An 18155-nucleotide genomic window follows, 5' to 3' on the forward strand; every position below is an offset into this window, starting at 1 on the left:
TCACGATGGGACAGAAGATTCATCCAACAGGCTTTCGCCTGTCAGTAACCCGTAACTGGGCGTCGCGTTGGTACGCGGGCAATGGTAACTTTGCCCAAATGCTCAACGAAGATCTCGCAGCACGTGCTTATCTGAAAAAGAAACTGAAGAACGCTTCGGTTGGCCGCATCGTCATCGAGCGTCCTGCCAAGAACGCGCGCTTCACGATCTACAGCTCGCGTCCAGGCGTGGTCATTGGTAAAAAAGGCGAGGACATCGAAGTACTGAAGACCGCGCTGACCAAGATCATGGGTGTGCCCGTTCACGTCAATATCGAAGAGATCCGCAAGCCGGAAATCGACTCGCAACTGATCGCCGACTCCATCTCGCAACAGCTGGAAAAGCGCATCATGTTCCGCCGCGCGATGAAGCGTGCGATGCAAAACGCCATGCGTCTGGGTGCCCTGGGCATCAAGATCATGTCGTCGGGTCGCTTGAACGGTATCGAAATCGCTCGTAAAGAGTGGTATCGCGAAGGTCGTGTGCCTCTGCACACCCTGCGCGCCGATATCGACTACGGCACCAGCGAAGCCGCCACGACGTACGGCATCATCGGCGTCAAGGTCTGGGTCTACAAGGGTGACCGCGCGCCAAACGGCGACGCACCCGTGATCGACACCCCGGCTGATGACAAGAAGAGCCGCGGCCCGCGCCGTGACGATGGCAAGCCAGCTGGCCGCCCACGTCCAGCCGGTCCAGGTGGCGCCCGTCCATCCACAGCGCCGGTTGTGCGTGCTCGTCCAGCGGTGAAATTGCCGGTGGCAGCAGCCCCAGCAGCGGCAGCAGCACCCGCCGCTGAACCAGCTGAGAAAGCAGGAGAATAACCATGCTGCAACCAGCACGCAGGAAGTATCGTAAAGAGCAGAAAGGCCGTAACACCGGCATTTCTCACAGCCGCGGCACCGCTGTCTCGTTCGGTGAGTTCGGTTTGAAGGCAGTCGCTCGCGGCCGCATCACCGCTCGTCAGATCGAAGCAGCACGTCGTGCCATGACCCGTCACATCAAACGTGGCGGTCGTATCTGGATTCGCATTTTCCCGGACAAACCAATTTCGAACAAGCCAGCCGAAGTTCGTATGGGTAACGGTAAAGGTAATCCTGAGTACTACGTCGCAGAAATCCAGCCAGGCAAAGTCCTGTACGAGATGGACGGCGTTGACGAAACACTGGCGCGCGAAGCATTCCGCCTGGCTGCCGCCAAACTGCCGCTGGCGACGACGTTTGTCATCCGCCAAGTCGGCCAATAAGAGGAGTTGGATATGAAAGCAACAGAACTCCGCGGCAAAGACCAGGACGCTCTCCAGAAAGAGCTGAATGAGTTGTTGAAGGCACAGTTCGGCATGCGCATGCAAATCGCTACGCAACAGCTGAGCAATACTTCCCAGCTCAAGAAGGTACGCCGCGATATCGCGCGTGTGAAGACGGTAATGAACTCGAAGGAAGCCAAATGACTGATACCGCTAAAGTAGCCCTGAAGCGTACGCTGGTCGGCAAGGTCGTTTCCGACAAGATGGACAAGACGGTAACCGTCCTGATCGAGCGTCACGTCAAGCACCCGCTGTACGGCAAAATCATCATGCGTTCGAACAAGTATCACGCGCATGACGAGACCAACCAGGTCAAAACGGGTGATACCGTTGAGATCCAGGAAGGTCGCCCCATCTCCAAGACCAAAGCTTGGACGGTGACCCGTGTAGTACAAGCTGCACAGGTGATCTAAAAAGTAGTACCGGGTGGGAAGGGCGACACGGTTTTCCGTGGTGTCTTTTTCACTCTAAAATTTAGTTCTTGCGGGCCCGCCAGTGTTATGCGATACTAGTGGGCTTCGTTCATGTGTTGCCGCAAAAATTCGTCACCCCAAAGTGGCCAGCGGACCAGAGACGAATGTTTTTGGAAAGTCCATCACCCAATCAGTTGCTCCAGCATGAGCCTCTGGCGGGACCAAGACTGACCGCAGGCCCACATTGTGGGGATTCTTCGGCTTAAGTTGGGAAAGAGAATACTATGATTCAAACTGAAAGCCGGCTCGAAGTAGCCGACAATACCGGTGCCAAGGAAGTGATGTGCATCAAGGTATTGGGCGGTTCCAAGCGCCGTTATGCTGGCATTGGCGATGTGATCAAGGTAACCATCAAGGTTGCTGCGCCACGTGGCCGTGTCAAAAAAGGTGAAATTTATAACGCTGTGGTTGTGCGTACCGCTAAAGGTGTGCGCCGCCAAGACGGCTCCCTGGTGAAGTTCGACGGCAATGCCGCCGTGCTGCTCAACGCCAAGCTGGAACCGATCGGAACGCGCATTTTTGGACCTGTCACGCGCGAATTGCGTACTGAGAAGTTCATGAAAATCGTGTCCCTGGCACCTGAAGTTCTGTAAGGAGTCGTAATGGATAAGATTCGTAAAAACGACGAAGTCATCGTTCTGACCGGTAAAGACAAGGGCAAACGTGGTGTGGTGCAGCAGCGTATCGATGCTGAACACGTCATCGTTGAAGGCGTCAACGTTGCTAAAAAAGCGACCAAGCCGAACCCAATGACCGGTGTACAGGGCGGTATCGTCGATAAGACTATGCCGATTCACATTTCCAACGTTGCATTGTTCAATGCAGCGACTGGCAAGGCAGACCGTGTTGGCTTCAAGACTGTGGATGACAAAAAAGTCCGCGTCTTCATGTCTTCCGGCGAAGAAGTGAAGGTTTAATCATGGCCCGTCTTCAAGATTTTTATAAAGAAAAGGTCGTTGCCGACCTGGTGGCCAAATTTGGCTACAAATCGGCAATGGAAGTGCCGCGTCTGACCAAGATCACCCTGAACATGGGCTTGGGCGAAGCGATTGCTGACAAAAAAATCATCGAGCACGCCACTGGCGACCTGACGAAAATTGCTGGCCAAAAGCCAGTGACGACCAAGGCACGCAAGGCAATCGCTGGTTTTAAAATCCGCGAAGGCTATCCGATCGGTACCATGGTCACCCTGCGTGGCGCCCGTATGTATGAATTCCTCGATCGTTTCATCACCGTGGCTCTGCCGCGCGTGCGTGACTTCCGTGGCGTCAACGGTCGTTCGTTCGATGGTCGTGGTAACTACAACATCGGTGTCAAGGAACAGATCATTTTCCCTGAGATCGAGTACGACAAGATCGATGCGTTGCGTGGTATGAACATCAGCATCACCACCACCGCCAAGACCGACGACGAAGCGAAAGCTCTGCTCGCCGCCTTCAAATTCCCGTTCAGAAACTGAGATCATGGCAAAACTATCCCTGATTAACCGCGAACAGAAGCGTGCAGACCTGGTGGAGAAATTCGCCCCGAAGCGTGCCGCTCTGAAAGCCATCATCGATGATCAGTCGAAGACGGAAGAAGAACGTTATGAAGCCCGTTTGAAGTTGCAGGCATTGCCGCGCAATTCGGCCCCGACCCGCCAGCGTAACCGCTGCGCCATCACCGGCCGGCCACGTGGCACATTCCGTAAATTCGGTCTGGCACGTATCAAGCTCCGTGAATTCGCCATGCGTGGTGAAATTCCGGGTATGACTAAAGCAAGCTGGTAATAGGAGAATATGCAATGAGTATGAGCGATCCTATCGCCGATATGCTGACCCGCATTCGCAACGCCCAAGGCGTACAAAAGACGACCGTGGCAATGCCATCGTCGAAAGTTAAAGTAGCGATTGCCAACGTCCTCAAGGACGAGGGTTACATTGAAGATTACGCGGTTACCGAAGACGGTGGCAAGGCGGAACTGAAAATCGGTTTGAAGTATTACGCTGGCCGTCCGGTCATCGAGCGCCTCGATCGCGTGTCCCGTCCAGGGCTGCGCGTCTACAAAGGCAAAGATGAAATCCCTAGCGTCATGAATGGCTTGGGCGTGGCGATCGTGTCGACTCCGCAAGGCGTCATGACAGACCGCAAAGCGCGCGCTACCGGTGTCGGCGGCGAAGTTATTTGCTACGTGGCATAAGGAGAAGACGATGTCTCGAGTAGCTAAGATGCCGATCACTGTCCCAGCTGGCGCCGAAGTGGCGATCACTGCACAGTCGATCACGGTAAAAGGTCCATTGGGCACGCTTGTACAGAAGCTCAATGGCCTGGTAAAAGTAGAAAACAACAACGGCAGCCTGTCCTTCGACGTCGTCGATGACAGCCGCGAGTCCAATGCGATGTCGGGCACCTTGCGCGCCCTGGTCAACAATATGGTGACCGGCGTAACCAAGGGCTTCGAGAAGAAGCTGACCCTGGTCGGCGTGGGCTACAAAGCCCAAGCCGCTGGTGACAAGCTGAACCTTTCGCTGGGTTTCTCGCATCCGGTCGCTCACGCGATGCCGGCTGGCGTGACCGCCACCACCCCGACGCCGACCGAAATCCTGATCAAGGGTATCGATCGTCAACAGGTTGGCCAAGTCGCCGCTGAAGTGCGTGCTTACCGCTCCCCTGAGCCTTACAAAGGCAAGGGCGTTCGCTACGCGAACGAAGTGGTTAAGCTTAAAGAAACCAAGAAGAAATAAGAAGGCTGACCATGGACAAGAAAGAATCACGTCTGCGTCGTGGACGCCAGACCCGCATCAAAATTGCGGAGATGAAAGTAAATCGCCTGTCGGTACATCGTACCAACCTGCACATTTACGCCAACCTGATCAGCCCGGATGCGAAGATCCTGGTTTCGGCCTCGACCGCCGAAGCCGAAGTCCGCGCCGAGCTGGCTGGCAAGACGGGTGGCGGCGGCAACGCTGCAGCCGCTGCACTGGTCGGCAAGCGCGTCGCGGAAAAGGCTTTGAAAGCAGGGATTACCGAAGTTGCGTTCGACCGCTCCGGTTTCCGTTACCACGGCCGTGTGAAGGCGTTGGCAGAAGCCGCGCGTGAAGCCGGTCTGAAGTTCTAAGGATATCATCATGGCAAAAATGCAAGCAAAAATGCAAAGCGACAAGCCGGATGATGGCATGCGCGAAAAAATGATCGCGATCAACCGCGTGACCAAAGTGGTCAAGGGTGGTCGTATCATGGGTTTCGCCGCATTGACCGTCGTCGGTGACGGCGATGGCCGCATCGGCATGGGCAAGGGCAAGTCGAAAGAAGTACCAGTCGGTGTGCAGAAGGCAATGGAAGAAGCCCGTCGCAACCTGATCAAGGTGCCTCTGAAGAACGGTACCCTGCACCACACCGTTACCGGCCGTCACGGCGCATCGAAAGTAATGATGATGCCCGCCAAGCCTGGTACCGGCGTGATCGCCGGTGGCGCCATGCGCGCAATCTTCGAAGTAATGGGCGTGACCGATGTCGTGGCGAAATCCACGGGCTCGTCGAACCCTTACAACCTGGTGCGCGCAACCCTCGACGGCCTGTCGAAAATGAGCACTGCTTCCGACATCGCCGCCAAGCGCGGCAAGTCGGTTGAAGACATCCTGGCTTAAGGTGAACATGATGACTAAAGAAGCTACCAAAACCGTCAAAGTTCAGTTGGTCATGGGCCTGATCGGCACGCGCGAATCGCATCGCGCGACCGTGCGCGGCCTGGGTCTGCGTCGCGTCAACTCGGTCTCCGAGTTGGAAGACACCCCATCGGTGCGCGGCATGATCAACAAAGTCTCGTACCTCGTGAAAGTTGTGTCGTAAGCGCTCGCGCTTACGAACGGAGAAAAACATGGAACTCAATACCATCCAACCAGCCGAAGGCGCCAAGCACTACAAGCGTCGCGTCGGCCGCGGTATCGGCTCCGGTCTGGGCAAAACGTCCGGCCGTGGTCACAAGGGTCAAAAATCGCGTTCGGGCGGCTTTCATAAAGTCGGTTTCGAAGGCGGTCAGATGCCTCTGCAACGCCGTCTGCCAAAACGCGGCTTCAAGTCCTTGAACGCTACGTTCAAAGCGGAAGTGCGTCTGTCGGACTTGAACAACCTGGCCGTCGGCGATGTCGACATCCTGGTGCTCAAGCAAGCGGGTATCCTGCCAGTGCTGGCGCGCGACGTGCGTGTCATCCTGTCCGGCGAAGTCACCAAAGCGGTGAACCTCAAAGGCATCAAAGCAACGAAGGGCGCCAAAGCGGCCATCGAAGCAGCTGGTGGCTCGGTAGCCTAATTGGCGAACGGCTTGATCGGAGCAAAAATTGGCGACTAATTCACAACTTGGTAAGAGTGCAGCAGCTGGATTCCCTTGGGGCCGGCTCTGGTTTTTGCTTGGCGCGTTGGTCGTGTACCGTATCGGTGCGCACATTCCGGTCCCCGGAATTGACCCGGTCCAGCTGGCAGCACTGTTCAAGCAGAACGAAGGCGGCGTCCTGGGCATGTTCAACATGTTCTCGGGCGGCGCCCTGTCCCGCTTCACCGTGTTCGCTCTCGGCATCATGCCTTACATCTCGGCCTCGATCATCATGCAACTGGTGTCGATCGTGTCGCCACAGATGGAAGCGCTGAAGAAAGAGGGCGAAGCAGGCCGTCGCAAGATCACCCAGTACACCCGGTATTTCACGGTGGCGCTGGCGTTGTTCCAGGCGTTCGGCATTGCAGTGGCGCTCGAATCGCAGCCTGGGTTGGTACTCGATCCTGGCATGGCGTTTCGCTTCGTTACCGTGGTGACTTTGCTGACCGGTACCATGTTCCTGATGTGGCTGGGCGAGCAGATCACGGAGCGCGGTCTGGGTAACGGTATCTCGATCATCATTTTTGCCGGGATCGCGGCCGGTTTGCCGGCAGCACTGGGTGGCTTGTTCACCTTGATCTCGAACGGTTCGATCAGCAGTTTTGCGGCGATCTTCATCATTGTGCTGGTAGCCCTGGTTACCTACTTCGTGGTGTTTGTCGAGCGCGGACAACGCAAGATCCTGGTCAATTACGCCAAGCGTCAAGTCGGCAACAAGGTATATGGCGGTCAGACCAGCCACTTGCCTTTGAAGCTGAACATGGCCGGCGTGATTCCCCCGATCTTTGCTTCGTCGATCATCTTGTTCCCGGCTACGATCGTTGACTGGTTCACCAAGGGCAAGGACACGAGCAACCCGTTCATCGGTTTCCTGAAAGATCTGGCGGCATCGATGGGGTCCGGTGAACCCATCCATGCGCTGCTGTATGCGGTGGCCATCGTGTTTTTCTGTTTCTTCTATACAGCGCTGGTGTTTAACAGCAAGGAAACAGCGGATAACTTGAAGAAGAGTGGCGCGTTCGTGCCGGGGATTCGTCCCGGAGAACAAACCGCCCGTTACATCGACAAGATTCTGATGCGATTGACCCTGGCTGGCGCGGTGTATATCACCCTGGTGTGTTTGTTGCCGGAGTTTATGCAAGCCAAATGGAAAGTGCCGTTTTATTTTGGTGGCACCTCCCTGTTGATTATTGTAGTTGTCACCATGGACTTCATGGCTCAGGTACAGAACTACGTCATGTCGCAGCAATATGAATCACTGCTGCGCAAGGCAAATTTCAAGGGCGGCATTCCGACGCGATAAGCGCCCAGGAAGACACAGCGAATGGCAAAAGACGACGTCATACAAATGCAAGGCGAGATTCTTGAGAATCTCCCCAACGCGACATTTCGAGTAAAGCTGGAAAACGGCCACGTGGTGCTCGGCCACATTTCGGGTAAAATGCGGATGAATTACATTCGCATCCTTCCTGGCGACAAGGTCACGGTGGAGTTGACGCCGTACGACCTTAGCCGGGCCCGGATTGTGTTCCGAACCAAGTAAAATTTAGAAATCGAACCATCCGAACGTAAAAGAGAGTGCAAACATGAAAGTTCTCGCATCAGTCAAGCGGATCTGCCGCAACTGCAAGATCATCAAGCGCAAAGGCGTTGTCCGCGTAATCTGCGTGGAACCACGTCACAAGCAGCGTCAAGGTTAATTTAGCGTTATTGATAGAGGAATAACGAATGGCACGTATTGCAGGGGTAAACATCCCAAATCATCAGCACACTGTTATCGGCCTGACGGCGATCTACGGTGTTGGCCGTCCACGTTCGCAGAAAATCTGCGACGCTACGGGTGTTGCGACCAATAAAAAGGTCAAGGACCTGGACGATAACGAACTCGAGAAACTGCGTGACGAAGTCGCGAAGTTTGTCGTTGAAGGCGATCTGCGCCGTGAGCTGTCCATGAACATCAAGCGCTTGATGGACCTGGGCTGCTACCGTGGCATGCGTCACCGTAAAGGTCTGCCAGTGCGTGGTCAGCGTACCCGCACCAATGCTCGTACCCGCAAAGGTCCGCGCAAGGCCGCACAATCGCTCAAGAAATAATAGGAAACGACTATGGCCAAGCAACAAAGCAGCGCCGCAGCAGCACGCGTCCGCAAAAAGGTTAAGAAAAACGTCGCCGAGGGCATCGCCCACGTGCACGCTTCTTTCAACAACACCATCATCACGATCACCGACCGCCAGGGCAATGCCCTGTCGTGGGCGACTTCGGGTGGCGCTGGCTTCAAGGGTTCGCGTAAATCGACCCCGTTCGCAGCGCAGGTTGCAGCCGAAGCAGCTGGTAAGGTTGCTGTCGAGTGCGGCGTCAAGAATCTGGAAGTTCGTATCAAGGGCCCAGGCCCGGGCCGTGAATCGGCTGTGCGTGCTCTGAACAACCTGGGTATCAAGATCACCGAAATCCAGGACGTGACGCCAGTACCGCACAACGGTTGCCGTCCTCCAAAGCGTCGTCGTATCTAAGCTTCGGCTCACGTACACGTCGTTCGCAGCTTCGGCTGCACAAAGATCGCCGGCGCAGGCCCTGTTAGGGTATACTGCCCGGCTGTCGTTGTCTGGAATGTTCGCGTTTCAGGCAAGTCTCAGCCACCGTTCGACCGCGCTCTGATTGTGAAATCACAGACGGGATTCGAACTAGCGCCTGTCGCATTGCGTCGGGGCGTCATCTAAAACTAAAGGAAACATCGTGGCACGTTATATCGGACCTAAAGCAAAATTGTCCCGCCGTGAAGGTACGGACCTGTTCCTCAAGAGCGCACGTCGCTCGCTCGATTCGAAATGCAAACTGGACGTCAAGCCAGGTCAGCACGGTGTCAAATCCGGCGCCCGCACCTCGGACTACGGTAACCAGCTGCGCGAAAAGCAAAAAGTCAAGCGCATGTACGGCATCCTCGAGCGTCAGTTCCGCCGCTACTTCGCTGAAGCTTCGCGTCGCAAGGGTAACACCGGCGAAACCCTGCTGCGTCTGCTGGAAGCGCGTCTCGACAACGTCTGCTACCGCATGGGCTTCGGTTCGACCCGCGCTGAAGCGCGCCAGTTGGTCAGCCACAAAGCGTTCACCGTGAACGGCAACGTCGTCAACATCGCGTCGTACGCGGTCAAGACCGGCGACGTCATCGCTGTCCGTGAAAAAGCCAAAAAGCAAGTTCGTATCGTCGAAGCGCTGTCGCTGGCTGAACAGATCGGTATGCCGAGCTGGGTGTCGGTTGATGCGAAAAAAATGGAAGGCACCTTCCGTTCGTTCCCAGAACGTAACGAAATCGCCAACGACGTCAACGAAGCACTGATCGTCGAACTGTACTCGCGTTAATTCGTAGCATAGTTAGTCACGTTTCCCGCCCGCTCCATCTGGAGTGGGCGTTTTCACTAATGCCATCAGCCTTATCGGCGTAACGAGCCGAGGGTATTGAAAAGGACATTTACATGCAAAACAGTTTGTTGAAGCCACGTATCATTGATGTTGAAGCCCTGGGCGCCGGTCATGCCAAGGTCACGATGGAGCCGTTCGAGCGTGGCTATGGCCACACGCTGGGCAATGCGCTGCGTCGCGTGCTGCTCTCGTCGATGGTCGGCTACGCGCCAACCGAAGTGACCATCGCCGGTGTCGTGCACGAGTACTCGTCGCTCGACGGCGTGCAGGAAGACGTCGTCGACCTGCTGCTCAACCTGAAGGGCGTGGTCTTCAAAGTGCACAACCGTGATGCCGTGACCTTGACCCTGAAAAAGGAAGGCGAAGGCGCCATCCTGGCCTCCGACATCGACCTGCCGCACGACGTCGAGCTGATCAACCCGGATCACGTGATTGCTCACCTGACCGCTGGTGGCAAGCTGGACATGCAGATCAAGGTCGAAAAAGGCCGTGGTTATGTGCCCGGTAACGTCCGTCGCCTGTCGGAAGACACCAACAAGACGATCGGCCGCATCATCCTGGACGCGTCGTTCTCGCCAGTGCGCCGCGTGTCGTACTTCGTTGAATCGGCCCGCGTCGAACAGCGTACCGACCTGGACAAGCTGATCATCAACATCGAAACCAACGGCGTCATCACGCCGGAAGAAGCGATCCGCCAGTCGGCCCGCGTCCTGGTGGACCAGTTGAATGTGTTCGCTGCCCTGGAAGGCACGGAAGCTGCCGCCGAAGCGCCATCGCGCGCGCCGCTGGTCGATCCGATCCTGCTGCGTCCAGTCGACGATCTGGAATTGACCGTGCGTTCGGCCAACTGCCTGAAAGCCGAAAACATTTACTACATCGGCGATCTGATCCAGCGTTCGGAAAACGAACTGCTCAAGACGCCAAACCTGGGCCGCAAGTCGCTCAACGAGATCAAGGAAGTGCTTGCATCGCGCGGCTTGACTCTGGGTATGAAACTCGAGAACTGGCCACCTGCCGGTCTGGAGAAGTAATTTGCAGCATCCCGGCCTGGCGTGTTGCCAGGCCGGCTATAACCCCCACTAACCGGTCCGCAAATTATGCGCATTTGTGCATAACTTGATCGAAGAACTGGAATAAAACCGAAAGGAATTACCATGCGTCACCGTCACGGCCTTCGCAAGCTGAATCGTACTTCGTCCCACCGCCTCGCCATGCTGCGCAACATGACCGTTTCCCTGCTGCGTCATGAAGCCATCAAAACGACCCTGCCAAAAGCCAAGGAACTGCGCAAAGTAGTTGAGCCGATCCTGACGATGGGCAAGACCGACACCCTGGCCAACAAGCGTCTGGCTTTCTCGCGTCTGCGTGACCGCGAAATGGTCTTGAAGCTGTTCGCTGAACTGGGCCCACGCTACGCCAACCGTAATGGTGGCTACCTGCGTATCCTGAAAATGGGTTTCCGCGTCGGCGACAATGCACCGATGTGCTACGTTGAACTGATGGACCGTCCTGACGTCTCCGACGTCGACGCTGCACCGACCGCCGAGTAATCGACGTTCTGTCTCGTTGCACAAAAATGCCGCTCGCATGAGCGGCATTTTTTATTTCGGCGCGCCATTCGCCGGCGCGGGTACCGTCGCCGGGTCGTCCGCCGCCCGCAGGTACACGCTGTCGAACGGGCCTTCGCCGCTCACTTGCAGCTCGGCCGGGCCGACGGTGTACGCGTAGTGGCGTACCCTGGGCGGCACCTGGTGAAAGGCGCCCGCTTTCAGGGCCCGTGCCGTTTTCTTGTCGATCACGTCACCGATCCCCACGAACAGGGTTCCCCGCAGCACCGTGAGGGTCTCGCCACGGGGGTGAAAGTGGGGCGCCACCACGTAGGCGCCGGGCACCCGCAGGCGCAAGGTGTAGGGGCCGTCAGCGGCCGGGTCGCCCTGCAGCATCGCGAACGTGGCGCCGCGCGGCAAGCTCGGTGGAGCCGGCAGCCAGACCAGGCCATCGGCATCGAGAAACACCGGCTCGCGCGTGGACAAGGCCGACGCGGGCCAGGCGGCGGCCAGCAGGGTCAGCACGATGGTGCGGGTGAAAGAGCGTTGCATGCGATCTCCTGGCTGGCCCACGTGGGTATTTCAGCGTTGTCGGCACCGTCACTTTCATCATAGCCAATGGGGGGCGCAGGTCAATGTGAGATACCGCGGGTTATAATTCACTTTGACAATAGCGGTGGGCGCAAGGGCTGTGCGCCACGCCACGAACAGCGATTTTCTAGAGGGTGTGACACGGTGGATACAAGGGCGGACAAGCGGGCAAGGGCGATAACGAAAGGCATGCGGGCATGAACGAACGCATCCTGTCGGTCGCCGTGACCAGCGACTTCGACGTGATTGCCGCGCGCCAGCGCGCCCGCCAGATCGCTCAGGCCTGCGGCTTCACCGCGCTCGATCAGGCGCGCATTGGCACGGTGGTGTCTGAACTGGCCCGCAATATTTTTAATTATGTGGGCGCCGGCACCGTCTCGTTCGCCATTGCCGGCCAGGCCGCGCCCCAGCAGTTATTGATCACGCTGGAAGACCACGGGCGCGGCATCGTCGACCTCGACCTGATCCTGGCCGGTGGCTACCGCTCCAGCACGGGGTTGGGGCTGGGCATCCTGTCGGCGCGCCGCCTGATGGACCACTTCGATATCGCCAGCGGCAGCGGCGGCACCAGGATCACCGTGGGCCGCCAGTTTCCCGCCCAGGCGCCCCTGATCAGCGTGGCCGACTTCGGTGCCATTGTCGGGAAATTCGATGCCCTGCCCACCAACGCGGCCCTGTCGGAAGCGCGCCACCAGAACCGCGAGCTGACCGACGCCCTCGACGCCTTGCAGGCGCGGCAAGATGATTTATTGCTGGCGACGACGCGCCTGGAAGACACCAACCGGCGCATCGAGGCCCTCAATGCCCTGCTCGACGACAAGGCCGCCGCCCTGCAGCGGGCCGACCGCAGCAAGGACGAATTTCTCGCCATTCTCAGCCACGAGCTGCGCGGCCCCCTGTCGGCTGCCGGCATGGCCGCCCAGTTGCTGCAATCGAAAATCGTCACCCCCGCGCGCGTGACCCAGATGGGCGAGTTGATCACGCGCCAGGTGGTGCACATGAGCAAACTGGTCGAGGACCTGCTCGACGTCTCGCGCGTGAGCCGCGGGTTGGTACAGATCGACAAGGGGCCAGTCGAGCTGCACGAGGTGGTGGCTGCGGCGGTCGAGCAGGTGCAGTCGGCCGCCAACCTGAAACACCATCAGATCGTCCAGCGCCTGGGCCGGGTGCGCCTGCTGGTACTGGGCGACCGCACGCGACTGGTGCAAATTGTCAGTAATCTGCTGACCAATTCGATCCGCTACACGGACGACGGCGGTGGCATCGAAATTCGCCTGGAAACGCGCGGCGTGATGGCGGCGCTGTGCGTGGTCGACAACGGCAGTGGCATCGGGCCGGACCTGATGCCGCGCCTGTTTGACCTGTACGTGCAGGCCGAGCGCTCGTCTGACCGCACCGGTGGCGGGCTCGGCCTGGGGCTGGCCCTGGTCAAGAACCTGGTCGAGGCGCACGAGGGCACCGTCACCGCCGACAGCGCCGGCGAAGGCCACGGCAGCACCTTCACGGTCTGCCTGCCCCTGTACCTGGAGCGGCGCGCGCACTGATCGTGCCGTTGTCGGCAGCGCGGGCAAACAATGGTCGGCTCGGTGTAAGATGCACGCTGCCGAAGTTCTCCCACCAGGATCATCATGTTTCAAGCGTTGCCCCGTCTGTTCGCCTTTTTATTGCTGATGTGGGGAACGCTGCTGGGCGCCCAGGCGGCCGATGATTATCTGCCACCCGAACAAGCATTCAAATTTTCCGCCCGCATGCAGGACGGCAGCCATGTCGCCGTCACCTATGAAATTGCCGACGGCTACTATATGTACCGCGAGCGTTTCAAATTCGGCGCCGACGGCGCCACCGTGGGCGAGCCGGTATTCCCCGCCGGTAAAGTCAAGTTCGACGACACGTTTCAAAAGAACGTGGAAACCTACCGCACATCGGTCACCATCGTCCTGCCCGTCAACGCACCGGGCCTGTTCACGATTACTGCCCAGTCGCAAGGCTGCGCCGACGCCGGCTTGTGCTACGCCCCCCAGGACGCCAGCGCCCGCCTGATGGGCAACAGCACGGCCAGCACCGCCCCCCCGGCGCTGGCCACCACGCCCGCCGCCAGCCTGGCGCCTGCGCCGGTCATGCCCGCAGCGAGCGTGCCCGCCGCCGGGGCGAGCGTGGCCACCTCGGAGCTGGGCAGCATCGCCCTGGTACTGGGCGGCGGCCAGTTGCTGGCCATCGTCCCCGCCTTCTTTTTACTGGGCCTGGGCCTGGCATTTACCCCGTGCGTGCTGCCGATGGTGCCGATCCTGTCGTCGATCATCGTCGGCGAGGGCGCCCACATCGCGCGCGGCCGCGGCCTGCTGCTGTCGGTGGCGTATGCGCTGGGCATGGCGATCGTCTACACGGCGCTGGGCGTGGCGGCGGGCCTGGCCGGCGAAGGCCTGGCCGCCGCCCTGCAAAATCCCTGGGTGCTGGGCGCCTTCGGCCTGTTGATCGTGCTGATGTCGCTGTCGATGTTCGGCCTGTACGAACTGCAGATGCCCAGCGCGCTGCAAAGCCGCCTGGCCGGCGCCTCCGGCAAGCAAAAGTCGGGCAAGCTCGGCGGTGTGTTCGTCATGGGCGCCATTTCCGCCCTGATCGTCGGCCCCTGCGTGGCCGCGCCACTGGCCGGCGCGCTGGTCTACATCAGCCAGTCGCGCGACGTGTTCATTGGCGGCGCCGCCCTGTTTTCGATGGCCATCGGCATGAGCATTCCCCTGCTGCTGGTGGGCGTGTCGGCCGGCTCGCTGCTGCCCAAGGCCGGCCGCTGGATGGAAGCGGTCAAGCGCTTCTTCGGCGTGCTGATGCTGGCCATGGCGATCTGGCTGGTCTCGCCCGTGCTGCCGCCCATGGTGCAGATGCTGGCCTGGGCCGCCTTGCTGCTCGGCTACGGCTTTTATCTGATGCGCCTGAGCGGCCAATGGTCGGCCAATGCCTTCGGCGCCGCGCTGGCGGTGCTGGGCATCCTGCAACTGATCGGCGCCGCCAGCGGCGGCCGCGATGCGCTCGCGCCCCTGTCGCACCTGGCCGCGGCCGGCCATGCGCAGACGGGCCTGCAATTTACCCGCGTCAAGACCGTCGCCCAGCTCGACGCCGCCCTGGCCCAGGCCGGCGGCAAGACCGCCATGCTCGATTTTTATGCCGACTGGTGTGTCTCGTGCAAGGAAATGGAAAAATTGACTTTTGTCGCGCCCCAAGTCAAGGCGCGCCTGGCCGATAGCGTGCTGCTGCAGGTGGACGTCACCGCCAATGACGAGGCCGACAAAGCCATGCTCAAGCGCTTCAATTTGTTCGGGCCGCCAGGCATCATCCTGTTCGACAAGACGGGCCAGGAAATTGCCGACAGCCGCGTCATCGGCTACCAGGACGCCGCCAAGTTCAGTACCTCGCTGGCAAAGCTGCGCTGAGCCGCCGTTGACGGCAGGCGTGCAGAGATGAAAAAGGGAGCCGAAGCTCCCCTGGTCGAGACGGGCCGATCGGCAGCTTAGCCGCGCGGTGGCGGGCCGCCCTGGGGGCCGCCATGAGGTCCACCCTGGGGGCCACCATGGTGGCCGCCATGACCCCGATGGCCGCCACGGCCACCGGGGCCTTCCAGGCCGTGTTCATCGAAAATTTTCTTTTGCGCCGGCGTCAGCACGGAATAAAAGGTGTTCAGGGCGCCCACGGACGACTTCATTTTCGCCAGGTGCTGTTCGCCCATGGTGATCATTTTTTCCAGGCGCTGGGGGGCGCTCAGGGTTTTCCAGCCGGCGCCGTCGGCGGCCGGGCGCAACAGGTCGCCGCTGGGCTTGATGGCGGCCTGGTAAGCGCTCCAGGCTGCTTCCTGGCCGCCCGTCAGTTGCAGCAGATCGTGCAGTTTGGCCTGGCGACGGGCCCAGTGCTCGCCCATCCTGGCGGCCCGTTGTTCGGGCGTCATGGCGTGGCCGGGACGGCCTTCCGGCGCCGCCGGGGTCTGCGCCTGCACGGCGAAGGCGCTGCTGCCCATGCCGAGGACGGCGAGGGCGATCACGAGGTGTTTGCGGACGGTGTTCATGGTGGCTCCTTTGAGCGTGAAATAAACTGCGGTGAAGTGCGGTGCATCGCGAGGACGCCTTGCACACAGTCCATCATGACGAGCGCGTGTAACATTGGCGTGTCCGCCAGCTCGTACTTTGTATCAATATGTTTCGTCCCAGTGTGTATACACATGGCGATACAAAGTCGCTGTGCAGCGGGGGGATAAGTGGGGATAATTCGCCGTATGGATACTCCTTCTACCATCTTGATCGTCGACGACGATCGCGATATCCGCTCCCTGCTGGCCGAATATCTCGAGACGAACGGCTACCGCGCGCTGGTCGCGGCCGACGGCACGGCCATGTGGAAAGTGCTCGACGAAGCGCGCCCCGACCTGCTGGTGCTCGACTTGAACCTGCCCGGCGACGACGGCCTGACCCTGTGCCGCAAGCTGCGCGCGCACTCGAGCCTGCCAGTGATCATGCTGACCGCCCGCGGCGAGCCGCTCGACCGCATCCTGGGGCTGGAAATGGGCGCCGACGATTACTTGCCCAAGCCCTTCGAGCCTCGCGAACTGCTCGCGCGCATCCGCAGCGTGCTGCGCCGCAGCCACGCGATGCCGTCCAACACGCCGTCTGACAACGCCCAGCAGATGAAGTTCGCTGGCTGGACGCTGGACCTGACGGCACGCCACCTGCTCAACCCGGACGGCCTGGTGATCATGCTGTCGGGCGCCGAGTTCCGCCTGTTGCGGGTGTTTCTCGAGCACCCCAACCGCGTGCTCAACCGCGATCAATTGTTAAACCTGACCCAGGGCCGCGACGCCGATCCCTTCGACCGCTCGATCGACATCCAGATCAGCCGCTTGCGGCAAAAGCTGGGCGAGGATGCGCGCCTGCCGCAAATCATTAAAACCGTGCGCAACGGCGGCTACGTGCTGGCCGGCCAGGTGACCGTGGAGCCGCAGGCATGAGGGCATTCTTCGGCTCGATGACGGGCCGGGTCTTTATTACCTTGCTGCTGGGTATACTGATGAGCGCGGCGCTGACCCAGTGGGCCGCCGACGCCGAGCGGCAGCGCGCCATCGAAGGGGTGCGCGATGTGCACGCCCTCGAGCGCGCAGAACAATTGATCATGGCCACCGAGGTGGTGCCGGCCTCGGCCCGGCTGGCTTACCTGGCGGTGGCCAACCGCCCCGGCGTGCGGCTCGAACAGGTGCACGCCGACTTGCCGCACGCGGCCCAGCCCAGCGAATTTGCGCTGGCGCTGAGCGGACGCATGGGCAGCGCCTACCAGATCGTCTCGATTGCGGGCCGTCCCGCCGCCTGCGCCGCGCCGCGCCCGCAACCGTCGATGTTCGGTCCGCGCCAGGGACCGCCGTGGCGGGGCACCTGCGAAGTGCTCGACATCCGCCTGCGCGACGGCGAGCAGCTGCGCATGTCGGTGCTGCCGCCACGGACTTTTCCCATCGCGGAAAAAACCAACTTTACCTCCATCATCGTGCTGTTTCTGGTCAGTATCGGTTTGCTGGCCTACCTGGTGGCCCGCATGACCACGCGGCCCCTGAAACAGCTGGCGCAAGCGGCCAAGGACCTGGGCAACGACATCAACCGGGCGCCGCTGGCGCTGACGGGCGCCAGCGAAATCCGCCAGGCCAGCGCCGCCTTCAACGCCATGCAGGCGAGAATTCGCCAGTACATCTTTCAGCGCACCCAGATGCTGGCGGCGATCACCCACGATCTGCAAACGCCGCTCACGCGCTTGCGCCTGCGGCTGGAAAAAGTGGGCGACCCCGATCTGCAGGAGCGCCTGATCGGCGACCTGTCGGCCATGCAGGCGATGGTGCGCGAAGGGCTCGACCTGGCGCGCAGCATGGACACCACCGAAGCGATGCATTCGCTGGACGTCGATTCGCTGCTCGACAGCGTGTGCGCCGACGCCAGCGACAGCGGCCAGCAGGTGCAACTGACGGGCTGCGCCAATGTCGCCGTGCTGGGCCGGCCAATGTCGCTGCGCCGCTGCCTGGTCAACCTGATCGACAACGCCGTCAAATATGGCCAGCGCGCCGCCGTCTCGGTCGACCGCCAGCCGGGCACGGTGCGCATCCGCATCCGCGACAGCGGTCCCGGGATTGCGCCGGCCGAACTGGCGCGCGTGTTCGAGCCGTTCTACCGGGTCGAAACCTCGCGCTCGCGCGAGTCCGGTGGCACGGGGCTGGGCTTGACCATCGCCCGTAACATTGCCGAGCAGCACGGCGGCACCGTCACGCTGCTGAACCGGCGCGAAGGGGGGCTGGAAGTGACGCTATTATTGCCAGAGACGTGAGGGGAGGGGCCGGCGTACCATCGCGCCGGGCCGTTTAAGGCAAGAATTGTCACCTGAGAAACAAGCTGTGCGACAATGTCTTCGCAGTTTTTCC

General features: G+C 60.1%; 28 protein-coding genes. 26 read left to right on the forward strand and 2 right to left on the reverse strand.

What is annotated here, in order from left to right:
• Positions 1 to 5 precede the first annotated feature (5 nt).
• The 22 genes from rpsC (at position 6) to rplQ (ending at position 11134) form a co-directional block, all read left to right on the forward strand.
• A complete protein-coding gene (gene rpsC / locus ACP7EY_RS06720) occupies positions 6 to 863 on the forward strand; it encodes a 30S ribosomal protein S3 (RefSeq protein WP_426191753.1) in 858 nt (285 codons plus the stop codon).
• A gap of 2 nt (positions 864 to 865) precedes the next feature.
• Positions 866 to 1285 (forward strand): 50S ribosomal protein L16, encoded by a 420-nt coding sequence (gene rplP, locus ACP7EY_RS06725; protein ID WP_099789552.1) that lies wholly within the window; start codon positions 866 to 868, stop codon positions 1283 to 1285.
• Positions 1286 to 1297: 12 nt separating this feature from the next.
• Positions 1298 to 1489: a 50S ribosomal protein L29 gene (rpmC, locus tag ACP7EY_RS06730; protein WP_131429172.1), complete on the forward strand. Its 192-nt coding sequence runs from the start codon at positions 1298 to 1300 to the stop codon at positions 1487 to 1489.
• Complete coding sequence (gene rpsQ / locus ACP7EY_RS06735) at positions 1486 to 1758, forward strand: 30S ribosomal protein S17 (protein WP_426191755.1); 273 nt, start codon at positions 1486 to 1488, stop codon at positions 1756 to 1758. Before rpmC ends, rpsQ begins: the two co-directional genes overlap by 4 nt.
• 284 nt (positions 1759 to 2042) lie before the next feature.
• Positions 2043 to 2411, forward strand: a complete 369-nt coding sequence (gene rplN / locus ACP7EY_RS06740; protein ID WP_099789560.1) for a 50S ribosomal protein L14 — start codon at positions 2043 to 2045, stop codon at positions 2409 to 2411.
• Positions 2412 to 2420: 9 nt separating this feature from the next.
• Positions 2421 to 2735 (forward strand): 50S ribosomal protein L24, encoded by a 315-nt coding sequence (gene rplX, locus ACP7EY_RS06745; protein ID WP_426191757.1) that lies wholly within the window; start codon positions 2421 to 2423, stop codon positions 2733 to 2735.
• Positions 2736 to 2737: 2 nt separating this feature from the next.
• Positions 2738 to 3277 (forward strand): 50S ribosomal protein L5, encoded by a 540-nt coding sequence (rplE, locus tag ACP7EY_RS06750; protein WP_426115710.1) that lies wholly within the window; start codon positions 2738 to 2740, stop codon positions 3275 to 3277.
• A 4-nt stretch (positions 3278 to 3281) separates the two neighbouring features.
• Positions 3282 to 3587, forward strand: a complete 306-nt coding sequence (gene rpsN / locus ACP7EY_RS06755; RefSeq protein ID WP_099789568.1) for a 30S ribosomal protein S14 — start codon at positions 3282 to 3284, stop codon at positions 3585 to 3587.
• 14 nt (positions 3588 to 3601) lie between these two features.
• Positions 3602 to 3997 carry a 30S ribosomal protein S8 gene (rpsH, locus tag ACP7EY_RS06760; RefSeq protein ID WP_426191759.1) on the forward strand — a complete coding sequence of 132 codons (396 nt, stop codon included), beginning with the start codon at positions 3602 to 3604 and terminating at the stop codon, positions 3995 to 3997.
• A gap of 10 nt (positions 3998 to 4007) precedes the next feature.
• Positions 4008 to 4541, forward strand: coding sequence for a 50S ribosomal protein L6 (rplF, locus tag ACP7EY_RS06765; RefSeq protein ID WP_426191761.1), 534 nt, complete (start codon positions 4008 to 4010; stop codon positions 4539 to 4541).
• A gap of 11 nt (positions 4542 to 4552) precedes the next feature.
• Positions 4553 to 4915 (forward strand): 50S ribosomal protein L18, encoded by a 363-nt coding sequence (rplR, locus tag ACP7EY_RS06770; protein ID WP_426115704.1) that lies wholly within the window; start codon positions 4553 to 4555, stop codon positions 4913 to 4915.
• A gap of 10 nt (positions 4916 to 4925) precedes the next feature.
• Entirely contained in the window at positions 4926 to 5444 is a 519-nt protein-coding gene (gene rpsE / locus ACP7EY_RS06775) for a 30S ribosomal protein S5 (protein ID WP_054265836.1), read from the forward strand.
• Positions 5445 to 5454: 10 nt separating this feature from the next.
• Positions 5455 to 5646: a 50S ribosomal protein L30 gene (gene rpmD / locus ACP7EY_RS06780; protein ID WP_426115765.1), complete on the forward strand. Its 192-nt coding sequence runs from the start codon at positions 5455 to 5457 to the stop codon at positions 5644 to 5646.
• Between the two features lie 28 nt (positions 5647 to 5674).
• A complete protein-coding gene (rplO, locus tag ACP7EY_RS06785; RefSeq protein WP_426115702.1) occupies positions 5675 to 6106 on the forward strand; it encodes a 50S ribosomal protein L15 in 432 nt (143 codons plus the stop codon).
• A 28-nt stretch (positions 6107 to 6134) separates the two neighbouring features.
• Complete coding sequence (secY, locus tag ACP7EY_RS06790; protein ID WP_426191763.1) at positions 6135 to 7469, forward strand: preprotein translocase subunit SecY; 1335 nt, start codon at positions 6135 to 6137, stop codon at positions 7467 to 7469.
• A gap of 21 nt (positions 7470 to 7490) precedes the next feature.
• Entirely contained in the window at positions 7491 to 7709 is a 219-nt protein-coding gene (gene infA / locus ACP7EY_RS06795; protein WP_005663428.1) for a translation initiation factor IF-1, read from the forward strand.
• Between the two features lie 43 nt (positions 7710 to 7752).
• A complete protein-coding gene (rpmJ, locus tag ACP7EY_RS06800; RefSeq protein ID WP_010394471.1) occupies positions 7753 to 7866 on the forward strand; it encodes a 50S ribosomal protein L36 in 114 nt (37 codons plus the stop codon).
• A gap of 28 nt (positions 7867 to 7894) precedes the next feature.
• Positions 7895 to 8260 (forward strand): 30S ribosomal protein S13, encoded by a 366-nt coding sequence (rpsM, locus tag ACP7EY_RS06805; protein ID WP_426115698.1) that lies wholly within the window; start codon positions 7895 to 7897, stop codon positions 8258 to 8260.
• Between the two features lie 12 nt (positions 8261 to 8272).
• Positions 8273 to 8677 (forward strand): 30S ribosomal protein S11, encoded by a 405-nt coding sequence (gene rpsK / locus ACP7EY_RS06810; protein ID WP_008444339.1) that lies wholly within the window; start codon positions 8273 to 8275, stop codon positions 8675 to 8677.
• A gap of 223 nt (positions 8678 to 8900) precedes the next feature.
• On the forward strand, positions 8901 to 9524 hold the full coding sequence (gene rpsD / locus ACP7EY_RS06815; RefSeq protein WP_426191765.1) for a 30S ribosomal protein S4: 624 nt from the start codon (positions 8901 to 8903) through the stop codon (positions 9522 to 9524).
• A 113-nt stretch (positions 9525 to 9637) separates the two neighbouring features.
• Complete coding sequence (locus tag ACP7EY_RS06820) at positions 9638 to 10615, forward strand: DNA-directed RNA polymerase subunit alpha (RefSeq protein WP_426191767.1); 978 nt, start codon at positions 9638 to 9640, stop codon at positions 10613 to 10615.
• Between the two features lie 123 nt (positions 10616 to 10738).
• Positions 10739 to 11134, forward strand: coding sequence for a 50S ribosomal protein L17 (gene rplQ, locus ACP7EY_RS06825; RefSeq protein WP_426115692.1), 396 nt, complete (start codon positions 10739 to 10741; stop codon positions 11132 to 11134).
• Between the two features lie 51 nt (positions 11135 to 11185).
• Here rplQ and ACP7EY_RS06830 read toward each other — a convergent pair whose 3' ends face one another.
• The gene (locus ACP7EY_RS06830) at positions 11186 to 11683 is read right to left on the reverse strand and encodes a cupin domain-containing protein (protein ID WP_426191769.1); all 498 of its coding nucleotides are present in this window, start codon (positions 11681 to 11683) and stop codon (positions 11186 to 11188) included.
• Positions 11684 to 11919: 236 nt separating this feature from the next.
• On the opposite strand from ACP7EY_RS06830, the gene ACP7EY_RS06835 reads away from it, so the two are divergent.
• Together ACP7EY_RS06835 and dsbD are read left to right on the forward strand one after the other, a co-directional pair.
• On the forward strand, positions 11920 to 13266 hold the full coding sequence (locus ACP7EY_RS06835; protein ID WP_426191771.1) for an ATP-binding protein: 1347 nt from the start codon (positions 11920 to 11922) through the stop codon (positions 13264 to 13266).
• 84 nt (positions 13267 to 13350) lie between these two features.
• On the forward strand, positions 13351 to 15147 hold the full coding sequence (gene dsbD / locus ACP7EY_RS06840) for a protein-disulfide reductase DsbD (protein WP_426191773.1): 1797 nt from the start codon (positions 13351 to 13353) through the stop codon (positions 15145 to 15147).
• Between the two features lie 77 nt (positions 15148 to 15224).
• Here the strand turns inward: dsbD and ACP7EY_RS06845 are convergent, their stop codons facing one another.
• Entirely contained in the window at positions 15225 to 15773 is a 549-nt protein-coding gene (locus ACP7EY_RS06845; RefSeq protein WP_426191775.1) for a Spy/CpxP family protein refolding chaperone, read from the reverse strand.
• Positions 15774 to 15980: 207 nt separating this feature from the next.
• Between ACP7EY_RS06845 and ACP7EY_RS06850 the strand changes: the two genes are divergently transcribed.
• Together ACP7EY_RS06850 and ACP7EY_RS06855 are read left to right on the forward strand one after the other, a co-directional pair.
• Positions 15981 to 16709 (forward strand): response regulator, encoded by a 729-nt coding sequence (locus ACP7EY_RS06850; protein WP_426191777.1) that lies wholly within the window; start codon positions 15981 to 15983, stop codon positions 16707 to 16709.
• Positions 16706 to 18061, forward strand: a complete 1356-nt coding sequence (locus ACP7EY_RS06855; protein WP_426191779.1) for an ATP-binding protein — start codon at positions 16706 to 16708, stop codon at positions 18059 to 18061. Before ACP7EY_RS06850 ends, ACP7EY_RS06855 begins: the two co-directional genes overlap by 4 nt.
• Positions 18062 to 18155: the final 94 nt, after the last annotated feature.

This window comes from Massilia sp. DWR3-1-1, assembly GCF_049898325.1.
GTDB lineage: Bacteria > Pseudomonadota > Gammaproteobacteria > Burkholderiales > Burkholderiaceae_D > JAFCUW01.